Source organism: Planococcus sp. NCCP-2050, from assembly GCF_023708025.1.
Classification (GTDB): Bacteria; Bacillota; Bacilli; order Bacillales_A; family Planococcaceae; genus Planococcus.
Window position 1 is genome coordinate 1 of the sequence record NZ_BRCX01000003.1, and the last position, 23,428, is coordinate 23,428.

The window sequence follows — 23,428 nt, forward strand, 5'->3', positions numbered from 1 at the left end:
TTGGGACCAAGGGGTCGCAGGTTCGAATCCTGTCTTCCCGACCATTCAATGGGGCCTTAGCTCAGCTGGGAGAGCGCCTGCCTTGCACGCAGGAGGTCAGCGGTTCGATCCCGCTAGGCTCCACCAACTATATATTATAAAGATCCTGGCGGCGTAGCTCAGCTGGCTAGAGCGTACGGTTCATACCCGTAAGGTCGGGGGTTCGATCCCCTCTGCCGCCACTTTTTTAGGACCTTTAGCTCAGTTGGTTAGAGCAGACGGCTCATAACCGTCCGGTCGCAGGTTCGAGTCCTGCAAGGTCCACCATTTATCTATTATCACGGAGGAATACCCAAGTTTGGCTGAAGGGATCGGTCTTGAAAACCGACAGGGGAGTCAAATCCCGCGGGGGTTCGAATCCCTCTTCCTCCTCCATCTTTATAAAAAATGTGTGGACTATCCTTTTTAAAACTTCTATATAATAGAAGAAACTAATATCAATATTATTATCGCGGGGTAGAGCAGTTCGGTAGCTCGTCGGGCTCATAACCCGGAGGTCGCAGGTTCAAATCCTGCCCCCGCAACCAAATGGTCCCGTGGTGTAGCGGTTAACATGCCTGCCTGTCACGCAGGAGATCGCCGGTTCGATCCCGGTCGGGACCGCCATTTTTAATCTTTCATATGTGGGTCAGTAGCTCAGTTGGTAGAGCATTAGATTGAAGCTCTAAGTGTCGGCGGTTCGATTCCGTCCTGACCCACCATATATGCGGGTGTAGTTTAGTGGTAAAACCTCAGCCTTCCAAGCTGATGATGAGGGTTCGATTCCCTTCACCCGCTCCATTATACATATGGGCCTATAGCTCAGCTGGTTAGAGCGCACGCCTGATAAGCGTGAGGTCGATGGTTCGAGTCCATTTAGGCCCACCATTCCGAAGTAGCTCAGTGGTAGAGCACCGCACTGTTAATGCGATGGTCGTAGGTTCGAGTCCTACCTTCGGAGCCATACTGGGGAAGTACTCAAGTGGCTGAAGAGGCGCCCCTGCTAAGGGTGTAGGTCGGGAAACCGGCGCGAGGGTTCAAATCCCTCCTTCTCCGCCAGTAATTGGCCCCTTGGTCAAGCGGTTAAGACACCGCCCTTTCACGGCGGTAACACGGGTTCGAATCCCGTAGGGGTCATATGAAAATGTCATGCATTCATTTGCATGGCATTTTTTTTGCGCAAAAAAGCAGCTGCTTGTTTTAAAGCGGCTGCTTTTTGGTTAACGTCTCTATATTAGCATTCCGGGTGGGTTTAATTGCAGAGAGCTGGCTATGGATAACCATACCAGCCATGACGATGGCAATCCCAACCCAGGAAAGAGGTGTAGGCAAAGCAATCGATAAGATAAGAATTTCACCAAATAACGCAAAAAGAACTTCCAGGGACTGTGTCGCTTCAACTGCCGCTAGTTTTTTCATATCTTTACGAACCATATCGGTAGCTTTAAAAAACAGAACGGTGGCTATGACGCCAGAACTCACTGCTACTATCAGCGATTGCAAGCTTTGGTTTATACTTGGAGGTCCTTCAGTTGCTAATGCGAAGAATGATAACACCAACCAAAAAGGAAGGCTTGCTAAAGTCATGCCAAGAACGCGCTGGTAAGCGTCTAGCTGGTCATTGCAAAGCACCATCATTTTCCGGTTGCCCAATGGGAAGGCGAAGGAGGCGACTAAAACAGGCAAGAATCCCATTAGAAATGTTTGAAGAGGGATTTCTTGTGCATGTTCCAGTTGCATGATAATTACTCCTAGCAAAATAAGAAAAGAAAAAGCTAATCCTTTATAAGGAATTTTTTCTCTCAATTGGATTTGGCCTTTTGCTGTTTGTATCGTATAGAAAAAAAGAGGGGCAAGCAATGAGCCCGAGATGATCGTGATCTGCCAAGTGCCAGCAATAAGCCAGCCGGGTGAATAAGCTGCAGCAAAACATAATGGCGCATAAAAGAGGACGAACCCAATAAAACTCCATAACAACCAGCTCACTGGGGCTTTTCTCATTTCGTTAAAGAGAGGAATTAAGTTCCTGCGCGCCAGTACAATTATTAAAAGAAACGGAATCATAAAGATATAGCGTAAAGAAGCGCTCCAGAGCCAGTTTCCACCTGTTGCTTCCATACTGGCATTGAATACGAATGTGAAAGCAAAGAAGAAAGCGGCGACTACTCCGATTAGTATTGGTTTCATTGGTTTACCTCGCTTTAACAATAAATAAATTTATTCTAATATATCGTTTTTGGAAATTTCGGTCAACAAGATCAACTAACAAAAAGGGGCTTTCCAATAAGTTGAGTAAAAACTTAAAGGAAAACCCCTGGCTTCTAATAAAGCTTAACTATTGAATTGGTTTTTGCTACGTTGGATAGATTCGAAGTAGCTGCTTTTTTAGAGAAGATGATGGATGAGAAGCCCAATGCCTAACAAAAAGGCAAACAAGGTATTTGTGATGCCCGTTGCTTTCATTGCAGGCATGACTTCCAATGGTTCTGTGTAGCGTCTAAAAGTTTTTACTACATTCAACGCTTTAGGAGCACTAAGGAATACTAGAAGGGTCCATGGCGTTAAATCATTGAAAATCACTAATGCCAAGATCCATAGATAAGAAATGGCAAAGAACGAAGCTAATATCGTTACTCCGATCGGTCTGCCTGTCAGGATAACCAATGTCTTACGGCCGCTTGCAGCGTCTCCGACCATATCGCGGATATTATTGGTCATCATGATAGCTGCAACTAGTAAGGTGCTTGGTACAGCTAGCAATGAAGCTTCTACTGTTACAGACATCGTTTGGATATAGAATGCAATGATTACGATCAAATAACCCATAACGACTCCAGAGAATAATTCACCAAATGGCGTATAAGCGATTGGATAAGGTCCGCCTGTATACAAATAGCCAATAGCCATTGCAGCACCGCCTACCACAAGCAGCCACCAGCTGGTTTGAGAGCAAATCCAAATGCCGATGACAGCAGCGATTAAATAGAGAAACAAGGCGAGTGATAAAACAGTTTTGGGTTTAACACCGTTTCGGACAATGGCACCGCCGATACCGACCGATTTCTCATTATCCAATCCTCGGGCAAAATCATAATACTCATTGAACATATTGGTTGCTGCCTGGATCAACAAACTCGCAATGAGCATAGCCAGAAATAATCCCCAATGGATATTGGTATAGTTGATGGCAATCATGGTGCCTAAAAAGACGGGAGCAAACGATGCGGTTAAAGTATGTGGACGGGTTAATTGCCACCATACGCGCCAGCCGCTGTCTGCCTGAATGGAATGTGTCATGTTGTGTACCTCTCCTTTAATTCTTTCCACCCTTTATTGTACTTCAAATTCACGCTAAATACAGCATATGGTGTGCTGAAATTAGAAGAAAAGAGTATGATAGAGGATAGAGATTTAAAAAGTGAACTTTCACGTATATAGTGTACTTAAATGAAAAACGGAGGTAATTTGATGAATTCACAGCAGTATTCATCGCCGGAAAATTTTACGGATATGCGCTATTTAGCATATCGATTTTATACGGAAACGATTGAAGTATCCAGAATGTCGGCTCTGGCTTTTTTTGAAGCAGGCGAGCAGCAGTTTAAAGGAAAACGAATGTTTTGGCAAAACCGTGAAAAGACGTTTACCTGGGTCGGTCTTGGACACGCTCATGTGATTACAGCGCATAGCCCTCATGGGCGTTTTGAACAGGTTAAAGAAGAATGGCAGACTTTGTGCAAGCAAATTGTCAATGAAGAGCGGGAAGTCCAGCCGATTCTTTTCGGTGGTTTCTCTTTCGATCCGTTGAATGAAAAACAGAGTGTTTGGACAAAATTTCCAGAAGCTTATTTTGCAGTGCCAACTTTTCAATTGATTATTAAAGGCGAACGGGCATTTGTGAGTATTCATTTAATTACAAAGGAAAAAGAAACGTTTGCTGCATTTGATGCTTTGCGCAAAGAACGGGATCGGTTAATTCATGCCGCTCAAGTATCAGAACTCAAAAAGTACCGTAAACCGCTAGTCGTTAAGCGGACAGAGCTTAAGAAAAATGAATACTTGGATTCGATAAAAAAAGTGACCGCCGTTATTAAAGCGAAACAGGCAGAAAAAGTCGTGATTGCTCGAGCCTTAAAGCTGAATTTTGATCAGCCCTTGGAAGCGGCAGCTGCTCTTTATCAAGTTTCAGAAGAACAGCCGGAAAGCTTTCTATTTGGAATGGAAGCGGAAAATCAGTTTTTCTTTGGGGCGACCCCCGAACGGTTGGTTAAAGTGCAGGATCGGCAAGCACTGTCTACTTGTTTAGCTGGATCGACTCCACGCGGCAAGACTGTGGAAATCGATACAGCACTTGGAAATGAATTATTAAATGATAAGAAAAACCGCTCGGAGCATCAATTTGTCGTGAAGATGATCAGTCAGGTATTTAATGCACATAGTTCGAAGATGTTTGTGCCAAAAATGCCGAAATTGATGAAAATACGAGATATCCAACACCTTTATACACCGGTTGAAGGGGAGTTAAAAGAAGGATCCAATCTATTGGATCTTGTGCGGGATTTACATCCGACACCTGCTCTTGGCGGTGAACCGAAACAGGAAGCGATGAGTTTGATTCGCCAGTATGAAACGATGAGCCGCGGCTATTATGCTGCGCCAGTCGGCTGGATTGATGCAAATGGCGATGGTGAATTTGCTGTCGCAATACGTTCAGCTTTGCTTGATGGAAAAGAAGCGTATTTATATGCAGGAGGGGGAATTGTTGAAGATTCTCACCCTGAAGCAGAATATGACGAAACATGGGTTAAATTTAGACCGATGCTCCGTGTCCTTGGAGGTCAAATGAGTGACTAATCGTAAATCATTAACAGAATATGTATCAGCCTTTACCCACTCTCTTGTGCATTTGGGAGTGAAAAATGTGGTCATCAGTCCAGGTTCCCGTTCTACCCCGCTTGCCTATGCATGCATGAAGCAAGAGAGCTTGACGGTTTATCGCCAAATCGATGAACGTTCAGCTGCGTATTTTGCTTTAGGGCTGGCTAAAGCATCCGGCAATCCGGTCATGCTGCTCTGTACGTCTGGAACGGCGGCAGCCAATTATTTCCCAGCGATTGTAGAAGCCTATTATGCACGTGTTCCTTTACTTGTGGTGACAGCTGACCGGCCGCATGAATTGCGTGAAGTGGGTGCGCCTCAAGCGATCAATCAAATCAACCTTTTTGGTTCCCATGTTAAATGGTCGGCAGATTTGCCGATGCCGGAGCCGGAAAATCAATTGAGTTTCTTATCCCGGCATTTGCACCGGTCGATTGCGACTGCAAAAACTGCGCCGAAGGGTCCTGTGCATTTGAATGTGCCTTTCCGTGAGCCGTTGCGGATCGATTTTGAACAAAGCTACGAAAGTTCTGGAGAAATGATGCATTTTACAGGAGATTTTGTGTTAACTAATGAAACAAAATCTTTTCTGCAGGATTTATTGGCTAAAGAACGGGGATTATTGGTAGTCGGTGAAATGACGGAACGGATGCCTACAGAATTCTGGGAGTTTGCCCGGAAATTAAATTGGCCAATTCTAGCCGATCCTTTATCTAATCTCCGTTCAGGAGTGAAAGAAGAGCATCAGCATTTAATCATTGATTCGTATGATGCGCTATTGAAAAATAGAGAGTTTAAGGAAGCGATGGTGCCTGATGCGGTGATTCGGATTGGACCTCAGCCGGTTTCGAAGCCGTTGACTTTGTTCTTGGCCAGCGTTAAGCCGGAAACTTATGCTGTTTTCGATGAAAGTCCGATGATGCGTGATGCACAGTCCGTTGTGACGCATCATATCCAAGCGCCTCCAAAAGAATTATGGAAGCTTGAAATAGAGACAAAGCAGCATAATGCATTTACTGAGAAATGGCGGACAGCTTCTGCGTTGTACTGGGAAATTGTCGAGCAGCATTGCCAAGATGAAATGGATGAAGGCGTTCTTGCTAAAGTGCTGTTCGAAGAATTGGACGCTTGCGATTTGATCGTCGGCAGCAGTATGCCAATTCGGGATGTGGACACGTTCTTCCATACGAACGGACGGCAAGCCATGTTGTATGCAAATCGGGGAGCGAATGGAATCGACGGTGTCGTTTCTACTGCATTCGGCGTACAGGCGGCATCCAAACGCCCTGCTTATTTATTGATCGGCGATTTGTCGTTCTTGCATGATATGAATGGGTTGATCGCTTCTAAAATGCAGGAAACGGATTTAACAGTGGTCGTGATGAACAATGACGGCGGCGGAATCTTTTCTTATTTGCCGCAATCGGAAGAAGAGCGGCATTTTGAAGCGCTGTTCGGCACACCGACCGGCTTGAAATTTGAAGATGCGGCGCGCATGTACGATGCGGAATATGCTGCCGTTGAAACGAAAGAGCAATTGATCGAGGCTTTGCGTCTACCGAAAGAAAAACAAGTCAGAATCATTGAAGTCTTTACCGATAGACAGCAAAATGTCCGCAGCCACCGGAAACTATGGGATCGATTCAACGAGGAGCTGGCAAAGCAATGACTGTGAAAGTTAACGGCTTGGATTACCATGTAGAAATTTGGAATGATGACAAATCTCCGACGATCGTTTTTTTACATGGATTTACTGGCAGTGCTAAAACATGGCAAAGAATAGCCGGTTCGCTGTCCGACTACAAAGTGGTCTTGGTCGATCTCCTCGGCCACGGCAAAACGGCTGTGCCGGAAGATGCCTCCCGCTACGTCATGGAACTTCAAGTGCGTGACTTGCATGATTTATTTTCTGAGCTCGGCTTTACGGAATTTGTCCTTGCGGGCTATTCAATGGGCGGCCGAACTGCTCTAGCTTATGCTATTGCCCATCCGGAACGCTTGCAGGCACTTATCCTGGAAAGTGCATCGCCGGGGCTTAAAACCGCAGCTGAGCAGGTAGAACGCCAGCAACGCGACAGTGAACTTGCCTTAACGATTTTAGCAAATGGAATCCAGTCTTTTGTTGATAAGTGGGAAAATATCCCGCTTTTTGACAGCCAGAAAAAATTGCCGTTTGAAATTAGAGATGAAATAAAGCAAGAGCGCCTAAGCCAGCAGCCGCAAGGGCTCGCAAACAGCTTAATCGGCATGGGAACAGGCTCGCAGCCTTCTTATTGGAACCATTTAAAAGACATCCATGTTCCGGTATTGCTGATAACAGGCAGCATGGATTTGAAATTCGAGGCTATTGCCGGTGAGATGAAAACGGCTTTTTTACAGGTGCAGCACCAAATAGTCGAAGCAGGACATGCAATTCATGTGGAAAAACCGGCTGAGTTTGCTACAATAGTAGATGAGTATTTGAGATTGAACATCCAAGGAGGAAAATCATGACACGCGAATGGGTAACAGAACGTACATATGAAGACATCAAATATGAGACGTATAACGGCATTGCCAAAATTACCATCAACCGTCCGGAAGTGCGCAATGCATTCCGTCCGAAAACAGTCCATGAAATGATCGATGCATTTTCACGTGCACGCGATGATTCAAAAGTAGGCGTAATCGTCTTAACAGGTGAAGGCGAAAAAGCATTCTGCTCAGGCGGAGACCAAAGCGTCCGCGGGCACGGGGGCTATGTAGGAGAAGATGAAATTCCACGTTTGAACGTATTGGACCTTCAACGTCTAATCCGTGTAATTCCAAAACCGGTAGTAGCAATGGTGGCTGGTTATGCAATCGGCGGCGGACATGTCTTGCACGTAGTCTGCGATTTAACGATTGCAGCTGACAATGCACGTTTCGGCCAAACAGGACCGCGCGTCGGTTCATTTGATGCTGGATACGGTTCAGGCTATTTAGCACGTATCATCGGCCATAAGAAAGCGCGTGAAATTTGGTACCTATGCCGTCAATACGACGCGCAAGAAGCACTTGATATGGGCTTAGTCAACACGGTAGTGCCATATGAGCAGCTTGAAGATGAAACGGTTAAATGGTGCGAGGAAATGCTCGAAATGAGCCCGACAGCACTTCGTTTTGTAAAAGCGGCAATGAACGCAGACACAGATGGCCTTGCTGGACTTCAGCAAATGGCGGGAGACGCTACATTGCTTTACTATACAACAGACGAAGCGAAAGAAGGACGCGACGCGTTTAAAGAAAAACGCAAACCGGATTTCGGCCAATTCCCTCGTTTCCCTTGATCAACGAATAATCGAAAGCTGTCCTCTTAGGGGGACAGCTTTTTTTAGAAAATAAAATGCTGTAAAAACTGGAATTGCGTATTCGATAGCTAGACGCGCATTTGCGCTTTTCTGAAAAGGAAGGGTTTTAAAATGACTTATCCAAACTGGCTGACTCAACGCAGCCATTTAAGCGGCAGCCGAATAGCGCTGTCTTTCCAAGATCAACAATGGACATTCACCGAAATCAATAATTTAGCGCTGGAATATGCAGGGAAATTAGCTGGTCTAGGAATCCAGCCGGATTCCCGCGTCGCAATTCTCGCCAAGTCAAATCCTGATTTCATTTTTATCATGTATGGCTGCCTGCACCTTGGCTGTGAAATGGTCATGCTGAATGAACGATTGGCTCCGGCAGAACTCGCTTATCAAATTGATGATTCAGCAGCGGATTTTGTAATGGCAGATGATCTCCTGAAAGAAAAAGTCGGAGAACGGAATCCCATCCTGTTCAGCCGGATCAAAGATGAGCGAGCTTCAGACTTTACGCCGGCGACAGAGTGGGAGCAAAGCCGCACGATTTCCATTATGTATACTTCCGGAACAACGGGCCATCCGAAAGGCGTCCGGCAGACGGCTGAAAACCATTTTTCAAGCGCTGTTTCTTCAGCGCTGAACATTGGGGTTGCACCAGAAGATGTCTGGCTTTGTTCAGTGCCCTTGTTCCATATCAGTGGATTTTCAATTTTGATGCGTTCGCTGATTTACGGCATGGGCGTCCGGCTGTATGAGAAGTTTGACGCTGAGCATACTGCACGGGAAATTTGCGAAGGTTCAGTCACGCATGTGTCGCTGGTGGGTGTGATGTTGGAACGTGTACTCAGCAACGTAGAAGAAGCTGGAATGAAAGCATCTCCGCGGTTTAAAGCGATTCTTGCAGGCGGTGGCCCAGTTCCTGTTGCTTACATGAAACGGGCAGACAAGTTGGAGATTCCGGTTCTCCAGACATATGGCATGACGGAGACTTCGTCACAAACGACGACGTTGCAGCCGGCGGATGCGGAACGAAAAATCGGTTCTTCCGGCAAACCATTGTTTTTGTACCAAGTGAAAATAGAAGGAACCGAAAAAGCCGGTGAAAAAGGAGAGATTCTCATTCATGGGCCCCAAGTGACGCCAGGCTATATTGGCCGATTCTCGGATCGGCAAGTTCAGGAAGATGGCTGGCTGCATACGGGAGATATCGGCTACTTGGATAACGAAGGTTTTCTATTTGTCGTAGACCGGCGTTCGGATTTGATCGTATCTGGCGGTGAGAATGTCTACCCTGCCGAAATTGAGAAAGTGCTGCTTGGGCATCCGGCTGTTCGGGAAGCCGGTGTCTGCGGTGCGGCACATGAAAAATGGGGAGAAGTGCCGGTCGCTTTTGTGGTCATGAATAAACCGGTTGAAGCCGAAGAATTGCTTACGTATTGCAAACAGCAAATCGCTTCCTATAAAGTGCCGAAGCAATTGACCTTTGTGGATTCCTTACCGCGAAACGCTTCGAATAAACTCTTGAGAAGAGAGCTGAAAGCATGGACGTGACAATTTCCGAAATCCTTTTGACGCCGATCAAGCAGCCTCTGAAGCTGCCTTTTAAAACGTCCCTACAGCATGTAAAAGAGCGGGAAGCGATTTTAGTGACAGTGATTTCAAATGAAGGGTTAAAAGGCTACGGGGAATGCGTGGCCTTCTCAACGCCTTGGTATACGGAAGAAACGATAACCGGTTGCCGATTTGTGATGGAAAATGTACTTATCCCTCTATTAAACGGTAAAACGCTCGATGGCCCCGAGGAAGTCACGGGGCGATTTAGCCAGGTGAAAGGCAATCGCATGGCAAAAGCGGCAATCGAAATGGCGGTGTGGGACCTTTTTGCGAAGAAGAAAGAGTCGCCGCTTTGGCAAATGGTCGGCGGCAGCGGAGAAGCAGTCGAGGCAGGTGTCGTTGTGGCTGCAGATGAAGCTGAAATTGCTGGCCGTGTAGAAGCGGCAGTTGCTAAAGGGTATAGCCGCATCAAAATAAAAATTAATCCTGCAACAAATAAGGAATTGCTGAAAAACATCGTTTCAAGCTATCCCGAGACCCTGTTTTTTGCAGATGCGAATGGCGCGTTCGATGAAACAAATTTCAATCAGCTTAAACAGTTCGACTCGATCGGACTTGCGTTAATCGAACAGCCTTTTGGGGAACAAGGGTGGCAGCTGCATGCACGAGCTAAACTAGAAATGAAGACAGCCATCTGTTTGGACGAAAGCATCAAGAGTTTTGAAGATGTGGAACGGATGATTTTTGAACAGGCTGGCGATATTGTCGTCTTGAAAATGGGCAGACTTGGCGGCTGGAGCGAAACATTGCGAATCGTGGAGTTATGCCAAAACCATTCGATTGGAATGTGGGTTGGCGGAATGATCGAGTTCGGTGTATCGAAAGCCCATAACTTAGCCTTGGCGTCTCTTCCTGGCGTCACTTTGCCAGGCGATTTTTCGGATTCGGGGCATTTCTGGGAACGGGACATCATCGCTCCTGAAATAAAAGTCGTGGGCGGGAAAATTGAACTTAGCAAAGAGCATGGCATTGGCTATGATATACAATTGTAAAAGAAAGTTTGGGTTGATGAGTCAATCCGAACTTTTTTCTTTTTTGTAAGGGAACTAATCCCTTTTTGATGCGTATATACATATAGCAGAAAGGGGCCGGAGTGATGAGTTTTTGGAAGCTGTTTTTCGCAATTTTATTCACCCGATTAGTTGCGGACCTTACTTATTTGAGGCTGGCTTTTTTTGAATATGACTTGAATCTATTTGCTGGTGAATATTCCTTCGTCTCATTATTGAAGTTTATTATCGAGTTGAGCCTATTCGGTGTGCTGTTTATCGGAACCTACTATTTGTTGGACTTTATCCCGAAAAGGCGCATGCGCACCAGATATGAAGCTGCCGAAAGGGAACGGAGCCGAAATTAAATAAATCATAGACCTATAAGGAAGTGAAAAAATGTTTCTCAAAAGAATTACGCTGCTGAAAGAAGAAGTGGAAGATACGTCGCAGTATCCTTTTACGATACCATCGATCAAAGAACTCGAGCAATTGGAACTGACAAGTCCGATCACTTTTTTTGTTGGAGAGAACGGTTCCGGAAAATCTACGTTGCTGGAAGCCATTGCTGATAAATGCGATTTCAATACGGCCGGGGGAGGCCGCAATAATACATATGATGTCCACGCTTCCCAGTCGGTGCTGGGGGATTATATCCGCTTATCTTGGCTGCCGAAGATAGGGAATGGCTTTTTTATGCGCGCTGAATCTTTTTATCATTTTGCAACGCATATCGATGAAATGGCTAAAGAAGAAATGATTCCTTACCGGGCATATGGCGGGAAATCTTTGCACGAACAGTCCCATGGAGAATCGTTTCTATCTTTATTCTTAAACCGTTTCAGCGGTGAAGCGATTTATCTGCTGGATGAGCCGGAGGCGGCGCTTTCACCGCAGCGGCAGTTGATGTTTTTAAGGATTTTGCATGAATTGACGCAAGATGAAGAATGCCAATTCATCATCGCTACCCATTCGCCGATCTTGCTCGGGTTCCCTGGAGCTCAGATTCTCAGTTTCGACCATGGTTCGATACGAGAAGTACAATACGAAGAAACGGATCATTACCGAATTACCAAATCATTCTTGGACCATCGGGAGCGGTTTTTAAAAGAGATAATGGAGGACTAGGAGGTGCATAGATGGAAGGGTATGGATTTCTCCTATTTCTTGTTCTTGCTATAGCAATAGTGTTAGCCCTGTCAGGTATAGGTTTGAAAAAAATCTTGCCGCCTGAAAAAGCGGTTCAAACGATTGCTATGAGTTTTGCCTCTTTGCTGCTGGCGAGTATTGCGGTAGTCATTATCAGTCTATTTATTGGCGGATGGGAAGGGATGGGCTATGGCATCCTCGGAATATGTGCCTTGATTGGCACGGTTGTGGGCAGTTTCATGTATGCTGGCTTATCTTATTTTATCGATAGGAGGAAATCAAAAAAATGAAAAAGTATTTGGTCTTTATCGTCACCTTTATTTTGTTGCTTACTGTGGCGCAAATCGGTTCAGGAATGATACTTACTTCACTATATGTTCCGGATATTGCAAATGCCGCTCAAACAGGGAATGAGCCGGCAATTTTTGGATTGCCGCCTCTAGTTTCATTCGCTGGAATGGTATTGACGGCGACACTCGCATTCGGCATCACGCAAAAGCTCATTAAAACATAGGAAAAGAAGGACTCCATTTGGAATCCTTCTTTTTTATTGCAAGGCTGTCTTTAATGTTTCAAGATTCTTTTCCATCAAGGTGAAATAAGTTTCTTCGTCGTCAATGTTTTCTTGGGTGAGGACGCCGAGATTGTTCATTTCAAGCGCTTCTGCACCGACTTCTTTCTGAATCACTTCGGTTAGATTCGATGACACGTTCTGCTCGAAAATGATGTGTTTGATGTTTTTCTCTTTTGCTAAATCCACAATTTCTGTGAGTTCTTTCTGGGATGGTTCGTCTTGGCTGTTCAAACCGGCGATAGCGACTTGCTCCAACCCGTAAGGCTCAGCCATATAGCCGAATGCTGCATGGGAAACGAAGAAGGTTTTATTGTCCGCTTGTTCTGCCAGTTCGGCAAATGAGCGGTCCAATTCTTCCAACTCGATTAGCAATTCAGCATAATTGCTTTCAAAGATTTCCGAGTTTTCCGGATCCGCCTCTGCTAAGGAATCTTTGATGGATTCCGCTAATTTCTGGCTAAGCACAGGGGAGATCCAGACATGGGGATCAGTTGAGCCGTGGTCATGGCCTTCGTGAGACTCTTCATCGTGGGCTTCTTCATCGTGAGACTCGTCATCATGAGCATCGCCTTCATGATGTTCTTCATGGCTAGTCGCTGCCACCAACTCCTCATCAGTGATTTCATCAGCGGTTGCAACAAACTCGACATTTTCATTCTTCAGCGTTTTTTGTGCACTGTCGATAAATCCTTCAAGGCCAAGTCCAACGTAAAACATCAAATCCGCTTCAGCAAGTGCAATCATGTCTTGCTGGGTCGGTTCAAAACTATGTTCATTGGATCCAGCCGGATAAATGGATTCAACAGTAACGGCGTCGCCGCCAATCCGTTCTGTAAAGTAAGTGAGCGGATAGACGGTCGTATAGACATGGAGCTTCGCATCGTCTTCCGGTTCAGATCGAGTATCGGTTGTCGAGTCACCGCAAGCAGCCAGTAGTAAAATAAGGATCAGTAACGGAATAAGTTTCTTCATAAATTTCCTCCAAAATGTAACGGTTACGTTTTATTTACTTAGAGAATATTACACGATGCTATTTCAAAACACAAGAAAAACCACCAAAATTATTTTTTTGGTGGCCATTCTTCTGGAACAAAATCGATTCCGCCTTTATTGAAAGGGTTGCAGCTTAAGATACGGCGTACGGCTAGATAGCCACCTTTTATCGCCCCATGTTTTTCAACAGCTTCGATTCCATAATGCGAGCAGGTCGGATAAAAGCGGCAGCTTGGCGGCGACAACGGGGAAATGAAACGCTGATAAAAGCGGAAAATTTTAATAAGGATCGTTTTCATCGTGAAGTCATCTTCTTTCAAGTGGAAGTTTCGTTATGTTTATTGTAGGCAGGTTAGAGGTATAAATAAAGTATAAGAGCTTATCAAATACAAATGGAGAGTGATTTTAATGTCAGCAGAATTAAACCACGAATTAAACGTACAAGTCGCAACTTGGTCAGTAGCCTATACGAAATTACATAATTTCCACTGGTATGTAAAAGGGCCATCATTCTTTACACTTCACGTGAAATTTGAAGAATTATACAATGAAGCAACGCTTCATATGGATGAAATTGCAGAACGTTTGCTTGCACTTGGCGGAAAGCCAGTTGCTACGATGAAGGAACAATTGGAGCTTTCAGTCGTTGAAGAAGCGACAAGCAAAGAAACTGCAGAAGAAATGGTTGATACTGTAGTAAGCGACTATGATAAAATCATGGTTTCCTTGAAAAAAGGAATGGAACTTGCTGCTGCAGACGGCGATGATATGACGGAAGATATGTTAAACGCGATCCACCAGAACTTAGAGAAGCATTCTTGGATGCTTTCTGCATTCTTAGGCGAAAAGAAGTAAAATAGAAGGACTCGGCGTACACTTTAACGAGTGTACGCTTTTTTGATGGCAGTGAGGTGAAATGATGATTTATACCGATTTCAATGGTTTTCGCTGTGAACTTTCCTTTGTTCCCGACTCCTTCGATGTTCCGAGCCGTCATGTCTTAGTTATTGCAAAGTATCAGGGGAAATGGCTGATGACGGACCATCCAAAGCGTGGAATCGAATTTCCGGGCGGTAAGGTAGAGGCTGGCGAAAGTTTAAAGGCAGCAGCAGCTAGGGAAGTATATGAAGAAACGGGCGGGGTAGCTGAGAAACTGGAATGGTTTGCAGAATACGTCGTTTACGGTCAGCCTTCTTTCTGCAAAACGGTTTTTATTGCCGAAGTGGAACGAATCGATTCCGTGAAATTGATGGAAACAAAAGGCGCCGTATTAAAAGAGGGATTAGAAGTAACAGAAGATTTTAGTTTCCTCATGAAAGACCAGGGAATGCTGAAAATCATGGAGAAGGTGAAAGAGCTTGGAAAATGGGAAAATTGAATCGGCAAAACTTTACCCTTCGCCTAATCCACGGGTAAAGTTGACGGAAATTGTCTATTGGTCTGATGGCCTTAAAGTGAAAGGGCTGCTCGCTGAGCCGAAAAAAGGAAAAAGTACGAGCGGCATCCTCTATTTAAGAGGAGGCATTCAATCGATCGGGATGGTACGCCCTGCACGCATTGCGCAATTTGCCGCATACGGATTTACGGTTTTTGCACCTTACTACAGAGGGAACCGCGGCGGGGAAGGACGCGATGAATTCGCGGGGGCAGACCGCTGGGATGCTGTCCATGCAGTGGAAGTGCTCAAGCAGAAATGTTCAGGACCGGTCCACCTGCTGGCATTTTCGCGCGGCGGCATCATGGCACTTTGGACAGCGGTCTTGCGTGATGATATTGCGTCGGTCGTAACATGGGCTGGAGTAACGGATACAGTGCTGACGTATAAAGAACGCCCTGATATGCGGCGCATGATGAAGCGCTTGTATGGCGGCACTCCAAACACCGCTTTGACTGCCTTCGAAGAGCGGAATCCGCTGCTGCGGATCGAGGAAGCACATATGCCATTCTTAATTATTCATGGCTTGCAAGATGAGAATGTCTTTCCTGCGCAGGCGTATTTATTGGAAGAGGCATTGAAGATGAATGAACAAGCGCATGAAACCTGGTATTTCCCGGAATACACGCATTTCTTCCCGCCGGCAGCGAACCGGAAAGTGGCGAAAGCGCTGACTGTCTGGATGAAAGAGCAGGAAAAAAGTTGACCGATTGGAACCAGGAAATAAAAAAGAAGCTCTCCATATTAACTGGAGAGCTTCTTTCCAGTGTGTTGAAAAAGATAGAAACTAAAATAAGTTTCATTCAGGAATCCGATATTCCACAAAACAGCTGCGCTTTCCAGCGGGCTCACGCCCAATCCTCCTCGTTCGCGGCGCTCCCTGCGGTATATCGGTCGACTCGCTAAGCCGCAGGCAAGTATGGGCCGAACTGAATTCGGCCCATACTTTGCGACGAAGTGCGCAGCACTGCAGGAGCAGTACGGTTTTCCTCCGCTGTTTTGCTCCATATCTCTAGAAAGTTCTCTAGCACCGGCGCGGCTTCGGACTGGGCGAAGCAATAAGACGAGTGGTCTTCTCGGCTTATTGTGGGAGCCTTGTCCATAGCGCCGAAGTGCGGTTTATAGAAGCAGATGCTCCAATTCAACCAGTTTCTCGACAAACGGAAAGAAGCTCTCCATATTAACTGGAGAGCTTCTTTCCGTTTGTTTGCTTATGACAGTGGAGCCGGTCCGCCAAGTTGGCTGATGGCTGGATCTACTGTACCGAACTTTTTGAAGTTGTCTTGGAATTTAGATGAAAGTTCTTTAGCTTTTTGATCGTATGCGTCTTTATCTGTCCATGCATTGCGTGGATTCAAGACTTCAGTAGGCACGCCCGGAATTTCTTTTGGAATTTCCAAGCCAAAGATTGCTTCTTTTTCTGTCTCGATATTGTGCAATTCGCCTTTCATCGCAGCGCGCACCATTGTACGTGTATAAGAAAGTTTCATACGGCTTCCGACACCGTATTCGCCGCCAGTCCAGCCTGTGTTTACCAAGAAGACTTCCACACCATGTTCGTCGATTTTCTCGCCCAGCATTTCTGCATACACAGTTGCGTGAAGCGGAAGGAACGGTGAACCGAAGCAAGTTGAGAAAGTGGCTTCAGGTGCTGTAATACCGCGTTCTGTGCCCGCAAGTTTTGATGTATAGCCGCTTAAGAAGTGGTACATCGCTTGTTCTTTTGACAGTTTGCTGATTGGAGGCAAGACGCCAAATGCATCAGCCGTCAAGAACACGATAGTTTTAGGGTGTCCGCCTACAGACGGGTCTACAATATTATCGATTGCTTGAATCGGATAAGCTGCTCGTGTATTCTCAGTTAGGGAACCATTGTCATAATCAGGGATGCGCGTTTCCGGATCTACAACAACATTTTCAAGAACCGATCCGAAACGAATAGCGTCATAAATCTGCGGTTCGTTTTCACGCGATAAATTGATGGTCTTCGCATAGCAGCCGCCTTCGATATTGAAAACGCCGTTATCCGACCAGCCGTGCTCGTCGTCGCCGATCAATTTGCGGTCGCCGTCTGCTGACAAGGTTGTTTTTCCTGTACCTGATAATCCGAAGAACAACGTAACATCGCCGTCTTTGCCGACGTTCGCTGAACAGTGCATTGGGAGAATCCCTTTTTCCGGCAAGATGTGGTTCATGATGGAGAAAATCGATTTCTTCATTTCGCCGGCGTATTCTGTTCCGCCGATCAAGATGATTTTCTTTTCCATCGATACAATGATGAAGGTTTCAGAATCTGTGCCATCAATAGCCGGATCTGCATGGAAGGTAGGCGCATAGACAACCGTAAATTCTGCTTCATGCGCTGCCAGCTCTTCTTTTGTCGGACGAATGAATAATTGATGCGCAAACAGGTTATGCCATGCATATTCATTGATGGTTTGAATCGCCAGGCGTGACTCATGGTCAGCTCCAGCAAAGCCTTTAAATACATATAGAGCATCTTTTTGCTTTAAGTGATCGATCACTTTGGCATAAAGGTTCTCGAAAATTTCCGAAGAAATCGGGCGGTTGACATTGCCCCAATCTATTTTGTCTCTCGAAATTGCCTCATCAACGATGTATTTATCTTTTGGCGAGCGGCCTGTATATTTGCCGGTTTCGGCTGCTACAGCGCCTTCTCTAGTTAATACCGCTTCCCCACGGGATGTTGCAGCTTCCACTAATTGTGGAACAGATAATTGAACGTGCACGTTTTGGCCATTTAAAAGATCCTTTAGGTCGTTTTTGATATTCACTGGATTCATTTATATGTACCTTCCTTTTCGGTTATTCCCATTGCGAATGGGGAGGATGTATATTCGAAGATTAGTATAACACATTGTGTTAAATAGTCTATACTAATAACAAAGGGAATCGAAAAAAACGTAAATAATGTGCTTTTTGGAGGCCAATAAAACCATTATATCTTTTATTGAAAGAGTTGGTCATTAAAAACGTTGACATCGCTAAGCACATTCCGTATGATGAAAAATTGAACGGATACTCTTATTCCGAGCTGGTGGAGGGGGCAGGCCCTATGAAACCCGGCAACCTGCTGCGAATATGCAGAGAAGGTGCCAAACCTGAAGCAAGGCACAAGGCCTTGGACGATAAGAGTGAAAGGTGCTACTGATGATTTCTCCTTTCCTCATGTATATGATGGAAGGGATTTTTTTATGAAATTTTGCCCTTAATCCTCGTGTACAAGAGCCACAACGGCTTAAAGTTCAATCCCTTTTGGGAACGGACTTGACATGGGAAACGAGTACCGTATCAATTTCGAGAGCAATCTCGCAGGATCTAAGGAGGAACACATTTTGACAAACCGTCGATTATTCACGTCAGAATCAGTAACAGAAGGACATCCGGATAAAATTTGCGATCAGATCTCAGACGCAATTTTGGATGCGATTTTAGCAGAAGACCCAAATGCACGCGTTGCATGCGAAACAACCGTAACTACAGGACTAGTTTTAGTAGCCGGTGAAATCACGACTTCTACGTATGTGGATATCCCGAAAGTAGTTCGTGAAACTGTTCGCGAAATTGGCTATACCCGTGCAAAATACGGTTTCGATTCTGAAACAAGTGCCGTTTTGACAGCAATTGATGAACAATCACCGGATATTGCTGCCGGAGTCAACGTAGCGCTTGAATCGCGTGAAGGCCAAATGACAGATAAAGAACTAGATGATATCGGAGCAGGAGACCAAGGTCTGATGTTTGGATACGCAACTAACGAAACAGAAGAATTCATGCCGCTTCCGATTGCCTTAGCGCATAAATTGGCGCGCCGCCTTGCAGAAGTGCGGAAAGAAGAAATTCTTCCATACTTGCGCCCGGATGGCAAAACGCAAGTGACAATCGAATACGATGAAAACAATAAACCATTGCGTGTGGACACAATCGTTATTTCTACGCAGCATCATCCAGAAGTGACGCTTGAGCAAATCCAGCGCAATATTAAAGAATATGTCATCAACGAAGTGGTTCCTGCACACTTGATCGATGCAGAAACAAAATACTTCATCAATCCAACTGGCCGCTTTGTTATCGGTGGGCCACAAGGGGATGCCGGCCTTACTGGACGCAAAATCATCGTAGATACTTACGGTGGATATGCGCGCCACGGCGGCGGTGCTTTCTCAGGAAAAGATGCAACAAAAGTGGACCGTTCTGCAGCATATGCAGCTCGCTACGTAGCGAAAAACATCGTCGCAGCCGGCCTTGCTGAACGTTGTGAAGTACAGCTGGCTTACGCAATCGGCGTAGCTCACCCAGTATCAATTGCAGTCGATACGTTTGGAACAGGCACTGTAGAAGAAAACAAATTGATTGAGCTTGTACGCGGGAACTTTGATCTGCGTCCAGCAGGGATCATCAAAATGTTGGATCTTCGCCGTCCAATCTACAAACAAACGGCAGCATATGGCCATTTCGGCCGCACGGATATCGATCTTCCGTGGGAGCGCACGGACAAAGCAGCAGCTTTGAAAGAGCAATCCGCTCAATAAAAACACATAAAAAAAGACGGCTGAGCAAATTTGCTCAGCCGTCTTTTTTTATTGAAGCGATTTGTAGTAAGCGCCTTTTTCAGCGTATTCCCGGACAATGCGCTGCATGTCTTCGATATCTTCTTTGCGCAGCTCGCGCACCACTTTGGCAGGCCTTCCAAATGCCAGCATGCCAGGAGGAATGACTTTGCCTTGCGGGACGAGGCTGCCGGCTCCGATGAATGCCCCTTCTCCGACTTCGGCCCCGTCTAAGATGATGGACCCCATTCCGATTAACGCACCTTTGCGAATTTTGCAGCTATGCAAGGTCACTTGATGGCCGATAGTGACTTCGTCTTCCAAAATCAGCGGGTTCCCTGGACTTTGATGAAGCATGCATAGGTCTTGGATATTGGTTTTCTTGCCGATAATGGTAGGTGCGACATCGCCGCGGATGACGGTGTTGAACCAGACCGAGGAATCTTCGCCGATAACGACATCGCCTGTAATCGTTGTATGGTCAGCGATAAAAGCTGAGGGGTGAATGGATGGGTGTTTGTCTTTGAATGGGTAAATCATGGAAAACCTCCAGTAAAAAAGATAAGATAATACTAATCCTATCAAAATAAGCGTAAAGGTCAAATGGCGTTGCAGCCTGCGCAAGAGAAAGAGGTGGCTTGAAATGTGGAAATGGGAATCCATCGGACCGGCAAAAGCTGTAGTAGTCCTCATTCATAGTGCATATGAACATCATCTGCGATATGCTTGGCAAATCGATCATTGGCGTGGCGCGAATTTCCATGTCATCATGGGAGATTTGCCTGGGCATGGCGAAAATGCGGAAAAAGATACGGCGCATCGGGAACCGTTTGAAGAGTACGAGAAATCCATAAAGACAGCGGTTAAAGTAGCGATGGAAAACGAATTGCCGGTATTTATCGTGGCTCACGGCTTAGGGGCGACTCTTGCGATGAGTGTGCTTTCCAAAAATAGAATGGATATCGCCGGAGTTGTTTTCACTTCGCCTTGGCTGCAATTGATCAAGACACCTTCTAAATTTTCGAATGCTTTGACCGGCTTTCATAAAGTGACTTCCCGAGTAAAGATCAATCACCATATTTCCATTGAAGAATTGACCAAGAACCAAGAAGTAATCGAGCAGGAAAAAGAGGATCCTTTCTACCGGACTGAAATTTCGGTAGGCTGGTATCATGAGCTTCAATCCTATTTAAAGCAGCTTGCCCAAAGCAAAGGGGTATTTCCGGACATTCCGGTATTTATCCATACAGGAGAACGGGATATGATCACGGATAAAGAAATAGCGAAACGCTGGCTCAAACAGCAAAATCTTAAGGAATTCAGCTACAAAGAATGGACAAATGCTTACCACGATTTATTCCAGGAGCCAGAACGCGAAGACATCTTTATTTCTTCGCATTTATTTATCAAGAATGTTTTGCGTTCTTTAGGATACGTGGTGCACTAAGTTTTGTGAGAGAAGGGATGACATGGCTTTAGCCTTTAGTATATTAGATCAATCGCCGATTTCAGAGGGCCGTACACCCGAGGAAGCGCTGAAAGAAACAGCGAAGCTCGCACAAATGGCAGAGAAATGGGGCTATACGAGATTTTGGGTTTCCGAACACCATGATGCTACGACGCTCGCAGGTTCTTCACCGGAAATATTGATATCCCATTTGGGGGCAATGACAAATACAATTCGGCTTGGCTCAGGAGGGGTCATGCTGCCGCATTACTCTTCTTTTAAAGTGGCTGAGAACTTTAAGCTCCTTGAAACTTTATATCCCGGACGGATTGACGTCGGTGTTGGGCGGGCGCCGGGCGGAATGCCGCGGGCGAGCTACGCGCTGAATGAAGGACGGAAACGGGATGTAGACCGTTTTCCTGCTCAAATAGACGAACTGCGCATGTATTTGGAAGATCGGATTCCGGAAGACCATGCGTACTACGGCATGAAAGCGACGCCGGTGACAGATTCAGCACCGCCGGTTTGGGTGCTGGGTTCGAGCCAGAGTTCTGCGCAATTGGCTGCTGAAAAAGGCTTGCCTTATATGTTCGCGCAGTTTATCAATGGAGAAGGCGGCCAAAGTTTTGCCAAAACTTACCGCGACCGTTTCGAATCAATGGATGGATCAAAACCGTATCAAGGCGTAGCGATTTTCGTTGTATGCCAAGAAACGGAAGAGAAAGCGGAATGGGTGGCGTCTTCGATGGACTTATCACTAGCCATGGGCGCACAAGGAATGCCATCAAATGGCACGCCGCCGCCTGAGCGCGCCTTCAATTATCCGTATTCTAAATTCGAACGCCTGCTGGTAGAAGAAAACCGCAGACGGATGATTGTCGGGACACCTGAAAAAGTAGTCGATGCTTTGGAAGAATTAGCAGAAGGCTATGGTGCGGATGAAGTTATGCTTGTGACCATCACGTATGATTTCGCCGACAAATTGGCTTCTTACCGATTAGTGGCAGAAGAAATGCAGAAACGGCAAAGCAAATAAAGCAATTAGACGATTTACTTTTAAAAAATTGAATCGGTTCTTAAGACGAATAAACGTCCGTAAAATGTTTTCAACATTTGCGGATGTTTTTTTTATTACACGGGAATATAAAAAAAGGCTTGCAATTAGGAAGAAATAAATATAATCTATAAAACGTAATGATTACAATTTGTAAAAATGGTTAAAAGGAGCGAATGAGAATATATTGGATTGCAACTACAGGTTCACCGTATCAAGTTGAATGAGAATTTTTTATTGAGCTGAGGGTTTTGATACATAAGAACGGAAAAATTTTTGCGGTTTTACAAAGCGTAATTATTACGAATAAAAGAAGGGCAATTGGGTTTTGAAAGACTGTACATAAAGAAAAGGCATTCAATTTTAGGAGGAATAGAAAATGAAGAAAACAATAAAAGGACTCGGGTTATTCCTAGTGGTTTTAGCATTAGCCGCATGCCAGTCAACTGACGAAACAAACACGGGCAGCGCCACTGAGCAGCAGGCTCATTCAGAAAGTGAAAAAACGGATCAGGAAGTGCCTGAAGGCGTATTGATTGAAGGGCTGGCAGCACATTATCATACAGGAGATGAAATCGAGCTTACAGCATTCTTAAAAGAAGAAGCTGAAGGCGGCCATTGGCACTGGTATAGCAGGGCTAGCAGCTCCGATGAATGGGAAATGATTTCTGGACAGGAATCAGCCGATTTTACCGGAAAAGCAACGAGTGAAATAGCAGAAATCAAAGCGGTCTTTTACGGTGAGGGCGAAGCGTCAGAAGTCCAGTCGGCACCTGCCGAAATTGCGATTGATGACCATCATGGCCATGATGAAGCCACGACTCAAATCTATGACGGTTATTTTGAAGACGAACAAGTAGAGGACCGGGAATTATCGGATTGGGAAGGGGATTGGCAATCTGTTTATCCTTATCTCGTTTCGGGAGATTTAGATGAAGTCTTTGCCCACAAAGCTGAAACTGGCGATATGACAGCAGAAGAATACAAAGAATACTATACGACTGGCTACATAACGGATGTCAATCGAGTTTTAATCAAAGACAAGAGTGTGACGTTTTTTGACGGGAAAGATGAATATTCAGGAGAGTATGCCTCAGACGGCTTTGAAATTCTTACGTATGAAAAAGGAAATCGCGGGGTCCGTTTTATTTTCAAAAAGACGGGAGGCTCCGAACAAGCACCTGCCTTTATCCAGTTTAGTGACCACAATATCTATCCGGTCAAATCTTCACATTTCCATTTGTATTGGGGAGCGGACCGGAAAGAATTATTGGAAGAAGTTACGCACTGGCCAACTTATTATCCTTCAGATTTAGATGCAGAAGGGCTAGTCCGTGATATGTTGGCGCATTAAAAGAGTAAAGCGGTTCAACTAAAAAGCAC

The 23,428-nt window shown here is 45.4% G+C and carries 23 protein-coding genes, 12 tRNA genes and 1 riboswitch; of the genes, 29 read left to right on the forward strand and 6 right to left on the reverse strand.

Annotated features, from left to right (window positions below; all coding sequences use genetic code 11):
- Nucleotides 1–50 precede the first annotated feature (50 nt).
- The 12 genes from NFU07_RS11505 to NFU07_RS11560 all read left to right on the forward strand — a co-directional run bounded on the left by NFU07_RS11505 (nucleotide 51) and on the right by NFU07_RS11560 (nucleotide 1,155).
- A tRNA-Ala gene (locus NFU07_RS11505) sits at nucleotides 51–126 on the forward strand.
- Between the two features lie 21 nt (nucleotides 127–147).
- Nucleotides 148–221: transfer RNA gene (locus NFU07_RS11510), tRNA-Met, on the forward strand.
- Between the two features lie 8 nt (nucleotides 222–229).
- Nucleotides 230–306 (forward strand) — tRNA-Ile (locus NFU07_RS11515).
- Between the two features lie 15 nt (nucleotides 307–321).
- Nucleotides 322–414, forward strand: a tRNA-Ser gene (locus NFU07_RS11520).
- Nucleotides 415–489: 75 nt separating this feature from the next.
- Nucleotides 490–566, forward strand: a tRNA-Met gene (locus NFU07_RS11525).
- A 3-nt stretch (nucleotides 567–569) separates the two neighbouring features.
- Nucleotides 570–645, forward strand: a tRNA-Asp gene (locus NFU07_RS11530).
- Between the two features lie 19 nt (nucleotides 646–664).
- A tRNA-Phe gene (locus NFU07_RS11535) sits at nucleotides 665–740 on the forward strand.
- A 5-nt stretch (nucleotides 741–745) separates the two neighbouring features.
- Nucleotides 746–819: transfer RNA gene (locus NFU07_RS11540), tRNA-Gly, on the forward strand.
- 10 nt (nucleotides 820–829) lie between these two features.
- A tRNA-Ile gene (locus NFU07_RS11545) sits at nucleotides 830–906 on the forward strand.
- A 1-nt stretch (nucleotide 907) separates the two neighbouring features.
- Nucleotides 908–982, forward strand: a tRNA-Asn gene (locus NFU07_RS11550).
- A 4-nt stretch (nucleotides 983–986) separates the two neighbouring features.
- Nucleotides 987–1,077: transfer RNA gene (locus tag NFU07_RS11555), tRNA-Ser, on the forward strand.
- Between the two features lie 6 nt (nucleotides 1,078–1,083).
- Nucleotides 1,084–1,155 (forward strand) — tRNA-Glu (locus NFU07_RS11560).
- A gap of 63 nt (nucleotides 1,156–1,218) precedes the next feature.
- On the opposite strand, the gene NFU07_RS11565 is transcribed toward NFU07_RS11560, so the two are convergent.
- Entirely contained in the window at nucleotides 1,219–2,205 is a 987-nt protein-coding gene (locus NFU07_RS11565; RefSeq protein WP_251478286.1) for a DMT family transporter, read from the reverse strand.
- 198 nt (nucleotides 2,206–2,403) lie between these two features.
- On the reverse strand, nucleotides 2,404–3,315 hold the full coding sequence (locus NFU07_RS11570; RefSeq protein ID WP_251478288.1) for a 1,4-dihydroxy-2-naphthoate polyprenyltransferase: 912 nt from the start codon (nucleotides 3,313–3,315) through the stop codon (nucleotides 2,404–2,406).
- A gap of 171 nt (nucleotides 3,316–3,486) precedes the next feature.
- On the opposite strand from NFU07_RS11570, the gene NFU07_RS11575 reads away from it, so the two are divergent.
- The 10 genes from NFU07_RS11575 to NFU07_RS11620 all read left to right on the forward strand — a co-directional run bounded on the left by NFU07_RS11575 (nucleotide 3,487) and on the right by NFU07_RS11620 (nucleotide 12,485).
- Nucleotides 3,487–4,872, forward strand: a complete 1,386-nt coding sequence (locus NFU07_RS11575; protein ID WP_251478290.1) for an isochorismate synthase — start codon at nucleotides 3,487–3,489, stop codon at nucleotides 4,870–4,872.
- Nucleotides 4,865–6,565 carry a 2-succinyl-5-enolpyruvyl-6-hydroxy-3-cyclohexene-1-carboxylic-acid synthase gene (menD, locus tag NFU07_RS11580; RefSeq protein ID WP_251478292.1) on the forward strand — a complete coding sequence of 567 codons (1,701 nt, stop codon included), beginning with the start codon at nucleotides 4,865–4,867 and terminating at the stop codon, nucleotides 6,563–6,565. Before NFU07_RS11575 ends, menD begins: the two co-directional genes overlap by 8 nt.
- Nucleotides 6,562–7,389, forward strand: a complete 828-nt coding sequence (gene menH / locus NFU07_RS11585) for a 2-succinyl-6-hydroxy-2,4-cyclohexadiene-1-carboxylate synthase (RefSeq protein ID WP_251478294.1) — start codon at nucleotides 6,562–6,564, stop codon at nucleotides 7,387–7,389. Before menD ends, menH begins: the two co-directional genes overlap by 4 nt.
- Nucleotides 7,386–8,204 (forward strand): 1,4-dihydroxy-2-naphthoyl-CoA synthase, encoded by an 819-nt coding sequence (gene menB / locus NFU07_RS11590; RefSeq protein ID WP_224077328.1) that lies wholly within the window; start codon nucleotides 7,386–7,388, stop codon nucleotides 8,202–8,204. Before menH ends, menB begins: the two co-directional genes overlap by 4 nt.
- 132 nt (nucleotides 8,205–8,336) lie before the next feature.
- Complete coding sequence (locus tag NFU07_RS11595) at nucleotides 8,337–9,770, forward strand: o-succinylbenzoate--CoA ligase (protein WP_251478296.1); 1,434 nt, start codon at nucleotides 8,337–8,339, stop codon at nucleotides 9,768–9,770.
- A complete protein-coding gene (gene menC / locus NFU07_RS11600) occupies nucleotides 9,761–10,825 on the forward strand; it encodes an o-succinylbenzoate synthase (RefSeq protein ID WP_251478298.1) in 1,065 nt (354 codons plus the stop codon). Before NFU07_RS11595 ends, menC begins: the two co-directional genes overlap by 10 nt.
- A 104-nt stretch (nucleotides 10,826–10,929) precedes the next feature.
- Entirely contained in the window at nucleotides 10,930–11,190 is a 261-nt protein-coding gene (locus tag NFU07_RS11605) for a hypothetical protein (RefSeq protein WP_251478302.1), read from the forward strand.
- A 31-nt stretch (nucleotides 11,191–11,221) separates the two neighbouring features.
- Complete coding sequence (locus NFU07_RS11610; protein ID WP_251478305.1) at nucleotides 11,222–11,950, forward strand: AAA family ATPase; 729 nt, start codon at nucleotides 11,222–11,224, stop codon at nucleotides 11,948–11,950.
- A gap of 11 nt (nucleotides 11,951–11,961) precedes the next feature.
- A complete protein-coding gene (locus NFU07_RS11615; protein ID WP_235198816.1) occupies nucleotides 11,962–12,261 on the forward strand; it encodes a YesK-like family protein in 300 nt (99 codons plus the stop codon).
- On the forward strand, nucleotides 12,258–12,485 hold the full coding sequence (locus NFU07_RS11620) for a hypothetical protein (protein WP_251478308.1): 228 nt from the start codon (nucleotides 12,258–12,260) through the stop codon (nucleotides 12,483–12,485). The genes NFU07_RS11615 and NFU07_RS11620 overlap by 4 nt, the downstream gene beginning before the upstream one ends.
- A 33-nt stretch (nucleotides 12,486–12,518) precedes the next feature.
- On the opposite strand, the gene NFU07_RS11625 is transcribed toward NFU07_RS11620, so the two are convergent.
- Nucleotides 12,519–13,517, reverse strand: coding sequence for a metal ABC transporter solute-binding protein, Zn/Mn family (locus tag NFU07_RS11625; protein ID WP_251478311.1), 999 nt, complete (start codon nucleotides 13,515–13,517; stop codon nucleotides 12,519–12,521).
- An 89-nt stretch (nucleotides 13,518–13,606) separates the two neighbouring features.
- On the reverse strand, nucleotides 13,607–13,837 hold the full coding sequence (gene yidD, locus NFU07_RS11630; protein ID WP_251478314.1) for a membrane protein insertion efficiency factor YidD: 231 nt from the start codon (nucleotides 13,835–13,837) through the stop codon (nucleotides 13,607–13,609).
- Nucleotides 13,838–13,946: 109 nt separating this feature from the next.
- On the opposite strand from yidD, the gene NFU07_RS11635 reads away from it, so the two are divergent.
- The 3 genes from NFU07_RS11635 (at nucleotide 13,947) to NFU07_RS11645 (ending at nucleotide 15,679) form a co-directional block, all read left to right on the forward strand.
- Complete coding sequence (locus NFU07_RS11635) at nucleotides 13,947–14,393, forward strand: Dps family protein (RefSeq protein WP_251478315.1); 447 nt, start codon at nucleotides 13,947–13,949, stop codon at nucleotides 14,391–14,393.
- Nucleotides 14,394–14,457: 64 nt separating this feature from the next.
- On the forward strand, nucleotides 14,458–14,916 hold the full coding sequence (locus NFU07_RS11640) for an NUDIX domain-containing protein (RefSeq protein WP_285835958.1): 459 nt from the start codon (nucleotides 14,458–14,460) through the stop codon (nucleotides 14,914–14,916).
- Nucleotides 14,897–15,679, forward strand: a complete 783-nt coding sequence (locus NFU07_RS11645) for an alpha/beta hydrolase family protein (RefSeq protein WP_235198822.1) — start codon at nucleotides 14,897–14,899, stop codon at nucleotides 15,677–15,679. Before NFU07_RS11640 ends, NFU07_RS11645 begins: the two co-directional genes overlap by 20 nt.
- Before the next feature lie 505 nt (nucleotides 15,680–16,184).
- On the opposite strand, the gene pckA is transcribed toward NFU07_RS11645, so the two are convergent.
- Nucleotides 16,185–17,777: a phosphoenolpyruvate carboxykinase (ATP) gene (pckA, locus tag NFU07_RS11650; RefSeq protein WP_251478319.1), complete on the reverse strand. Its 1,593-nt coding sequence runs from the start codon at nucleotides 17,775–17,777 to the stop codon at nucleotides 16,185–16,187.
- A 238-nt stretch (nucleotides 17,778–18,015) separates the two neighbouring features.
- Nucleotides 18,016–18,129: riboswitch (SAM riboswitch) on the forward strand.
- A 200-nt stretch (nucleotides 18,130–18,329) separates the two neighbouring features.
- Between pckA and metK the strand changes: the two genes are divergently transcribed.
- Nucleotides 18,330–19,526, forward strand: coding sequence for a methionine adenosyltransferase (gene metK / locus NFU07_RS11655; protein WP_235198824.1), 1,197 nt, complete (start codon nucleotides 18,330–18,332; stop codon nucleotides 19,524–19,526).
- A gap of 48 nt (nucleotides 19,527–19,574) precedes the next feature.
- Here metK and NFU07_RS11660 read toward each other — a convergent pair whose 3' ends face one another.
- Nucleotides 19,575–20,084, reverse strand: coding sequence for a gamma carbonic anhydrase (locus NFU07_RS11660; RefSeq protein WP_251478321.1), 510 nt, complete (start codon nucleotides 20,082–20,084; stop codon nucleotides 19,575–19,577).
- Nucleotides 20,085–20,187: 103 nt separating this feature from the next.
- Between NFU07_RS11660 and NFU07_RS11665 the strand changes: the two genes are divergently transcribed.
- The 3 genes from NFU07_RS11665 to NFU07_RS11675 all read left to right on the forward strand — a co-directional run bounded on the left by NFU07_RS11665 (nucleotide 20,188) and on the right by NFU07_RS11675 (nucleotide 23,399).
- On the forward strand, nucleotides 20,188–20,991 hold the full coding sequence (locus tag NFU07_RS11665; RefSeq protein ID WP_251478323.1) for an alpha/beta hydrolase: 804 nt from the start codon (nucleotides 20,188–20,190) through the stop codon (nucleotides 20,989–20,991).
- A gap of 22 nt (nucleotides 20,992–21,013) precedes the next feature.
- Nucleotides 21,014–22,027 carry an LLM class flavin-dependent oxidoreductase gene (locus NFU07_RS11670; RefSeq protein ID WP_251478326.1) on the forward strand — a complete coding sequence of 338 codons (1,014 nt, stop codon included), beginning with the start codon at nucleotides 21,014–21,016 and terminating at the stop codon, nucleotides 22,025–22,027.
- 397 nt (nucleotides 22,028–22,424) lie between these two features.
- Nucleotides 22,425–23,399 carry a ZinT family metal-binding protein gene (locus tag NFU07_RS11675; RefSeq protein ID WP_251478330.1) on the forward strand — a complete coding sequence of 325 codons (975 nt, stop codon included), beginning with the start codon at nucleotides 22,425–22,427 and terminating at the stop codon, nucleotides 23,397–23,399.
- The last annotated feature ends 29 nt before the right edge of the window (nucleotides 23,400–23,428 follow it).

Bases quoted from the DNA above. Each gene is read 5' to 3' on its own strand.
- NFU07_RS11570 (WP_251478288.1), bottom strand. From the start codon at position 3,315: ATGACACATTCCATTCAGGCAGACAGCGGCTGGCGCGTATGGTGGCAA.
- NFU07_RS11575 (WP_251478290.1), top strand. From the start codon at position 3,487: ATGAATTCACAGCAGTATTCATCGCCGGAAAATTTTACGGATATGCGC.
- NFU07_RS11640 (WP_285835958.1), top strand. From the start codon at position 14,458: ATGATTTATACCGATTTCAATGGTTTTCGCTGTGAACTTTCCTTTGTT.
- NFU07_RS11665 (WP_251478323.1), top strand. From the start codon at position 20,188: ATGTGGAAATGGGAATCCATCGGACCGGCAAAAGCTGTAGTAGTCCTC.
- NFU07_RS11565 (WP_251478286.1), bottom strand. From the start codon at position 2,205: ATGAAACCAATACTAATCGGAGTAGTCGCCGCTTTCTTCTTTGCTTTC.
- menC (WP_251478298.1), top strand. From the start codon at position 9,761: ATGGACGTGACAATTTCCGAAATCCTTTTGACGCCGATCAAGCAGCCT.
- NFU07_RS11670 (WP_251478326.1), top strand. From the start codon at position 21,014: ATGGCTTTAGCCTTTAGTATATTAGATCAATCGCCGATTTCAGAGGGC.
- menH (WP_251478294.1), top strand. From the start codon at position 6,562: ATGACTGTGAAAGTTAACGGCTTGGATTACCATGTAGAAATTTGGAAT.
- NFU07_RS11605 (WP_251478302.1), top strand. From the start codon at position 10,930: ATGAGTTTTTGGAAGCTGTTTTTCGCAATTTTATTCACCCGATTAGTT.
- pckA (WP_251478319.1), bottom strand. From the start codon at position 17,777: ATGAATCCAGTGAATATCAAAAACGACCTAAAGGATCTTTTAAATGGC.
- yidD (WP_251478314.1), bottom strand. From the start codon at position 13,837: ATGAAAACGATCCTTATTAAAATTTTCCGCTTTTATCAGCGTTTCATT.
- NFU07_RS11615 (WP_235198816.1), top strand. From the start codon at position 11,962: ATGGAAGGGTATGGATTTCTCCTATTTCTTGTTCTTGCTATAGCAATA.
- NFU07_RS11595 (WP_251478296.1), top strand. From the start codon at position 8,337: ATGACTTATCCAAACTGGCTGACTCAACGCAGCCATTTAAGCGGCAGC.
- NFU07_RS11635 (WP_251478315.1), top strand. From the start codon at position 13,947: ATGTCAGCAGAATTAAACCACGAATTAAACGTACAAGTCGCAACTTGG.
- NFU07_RS11675 (WP_251478330.1), top strand. From the start codon at position 22,425: ATGAAGAAAACAATAAAAGGACTCGGGTTATTCCTAGTGGTTTTAGCA.
- NFU07_RS11625 (WP_251478311.1), bottom strand. From the start codon at position 13,517: ATGAAGAAACTTATTCCGTTACTGATCCTTATTTTACTACTGGCTGCT.
- NFU07_RS11660 (WP_251478321.1), bottom strand. From the start codon at position 20,084: ATGATTTACCCATTCAAAGACAAACACCCATCCATTCACCCCTCAGCT.
- NFU07_RS11610 (WP_251478305.1), top strand. From the start codon at position 11,222: ATGTTTCTCAAAAGAATTACGCTGCTGAAAGAAGAAGTGGAAGATACG.
- NFU07_RS11620 (WP_251478308.1), top strand. From the start codon at position 12,258: ATGAAAAAGTATTTGGTCTTTATCGTCACCTTTATTTTGTTGCTTACT.
- menB (WP_224077328.1), top strand. From the start codon at position 7,386: ATGACACGCGAATGGGTAACAGAACGTACATATGAAGACATCAAATAT.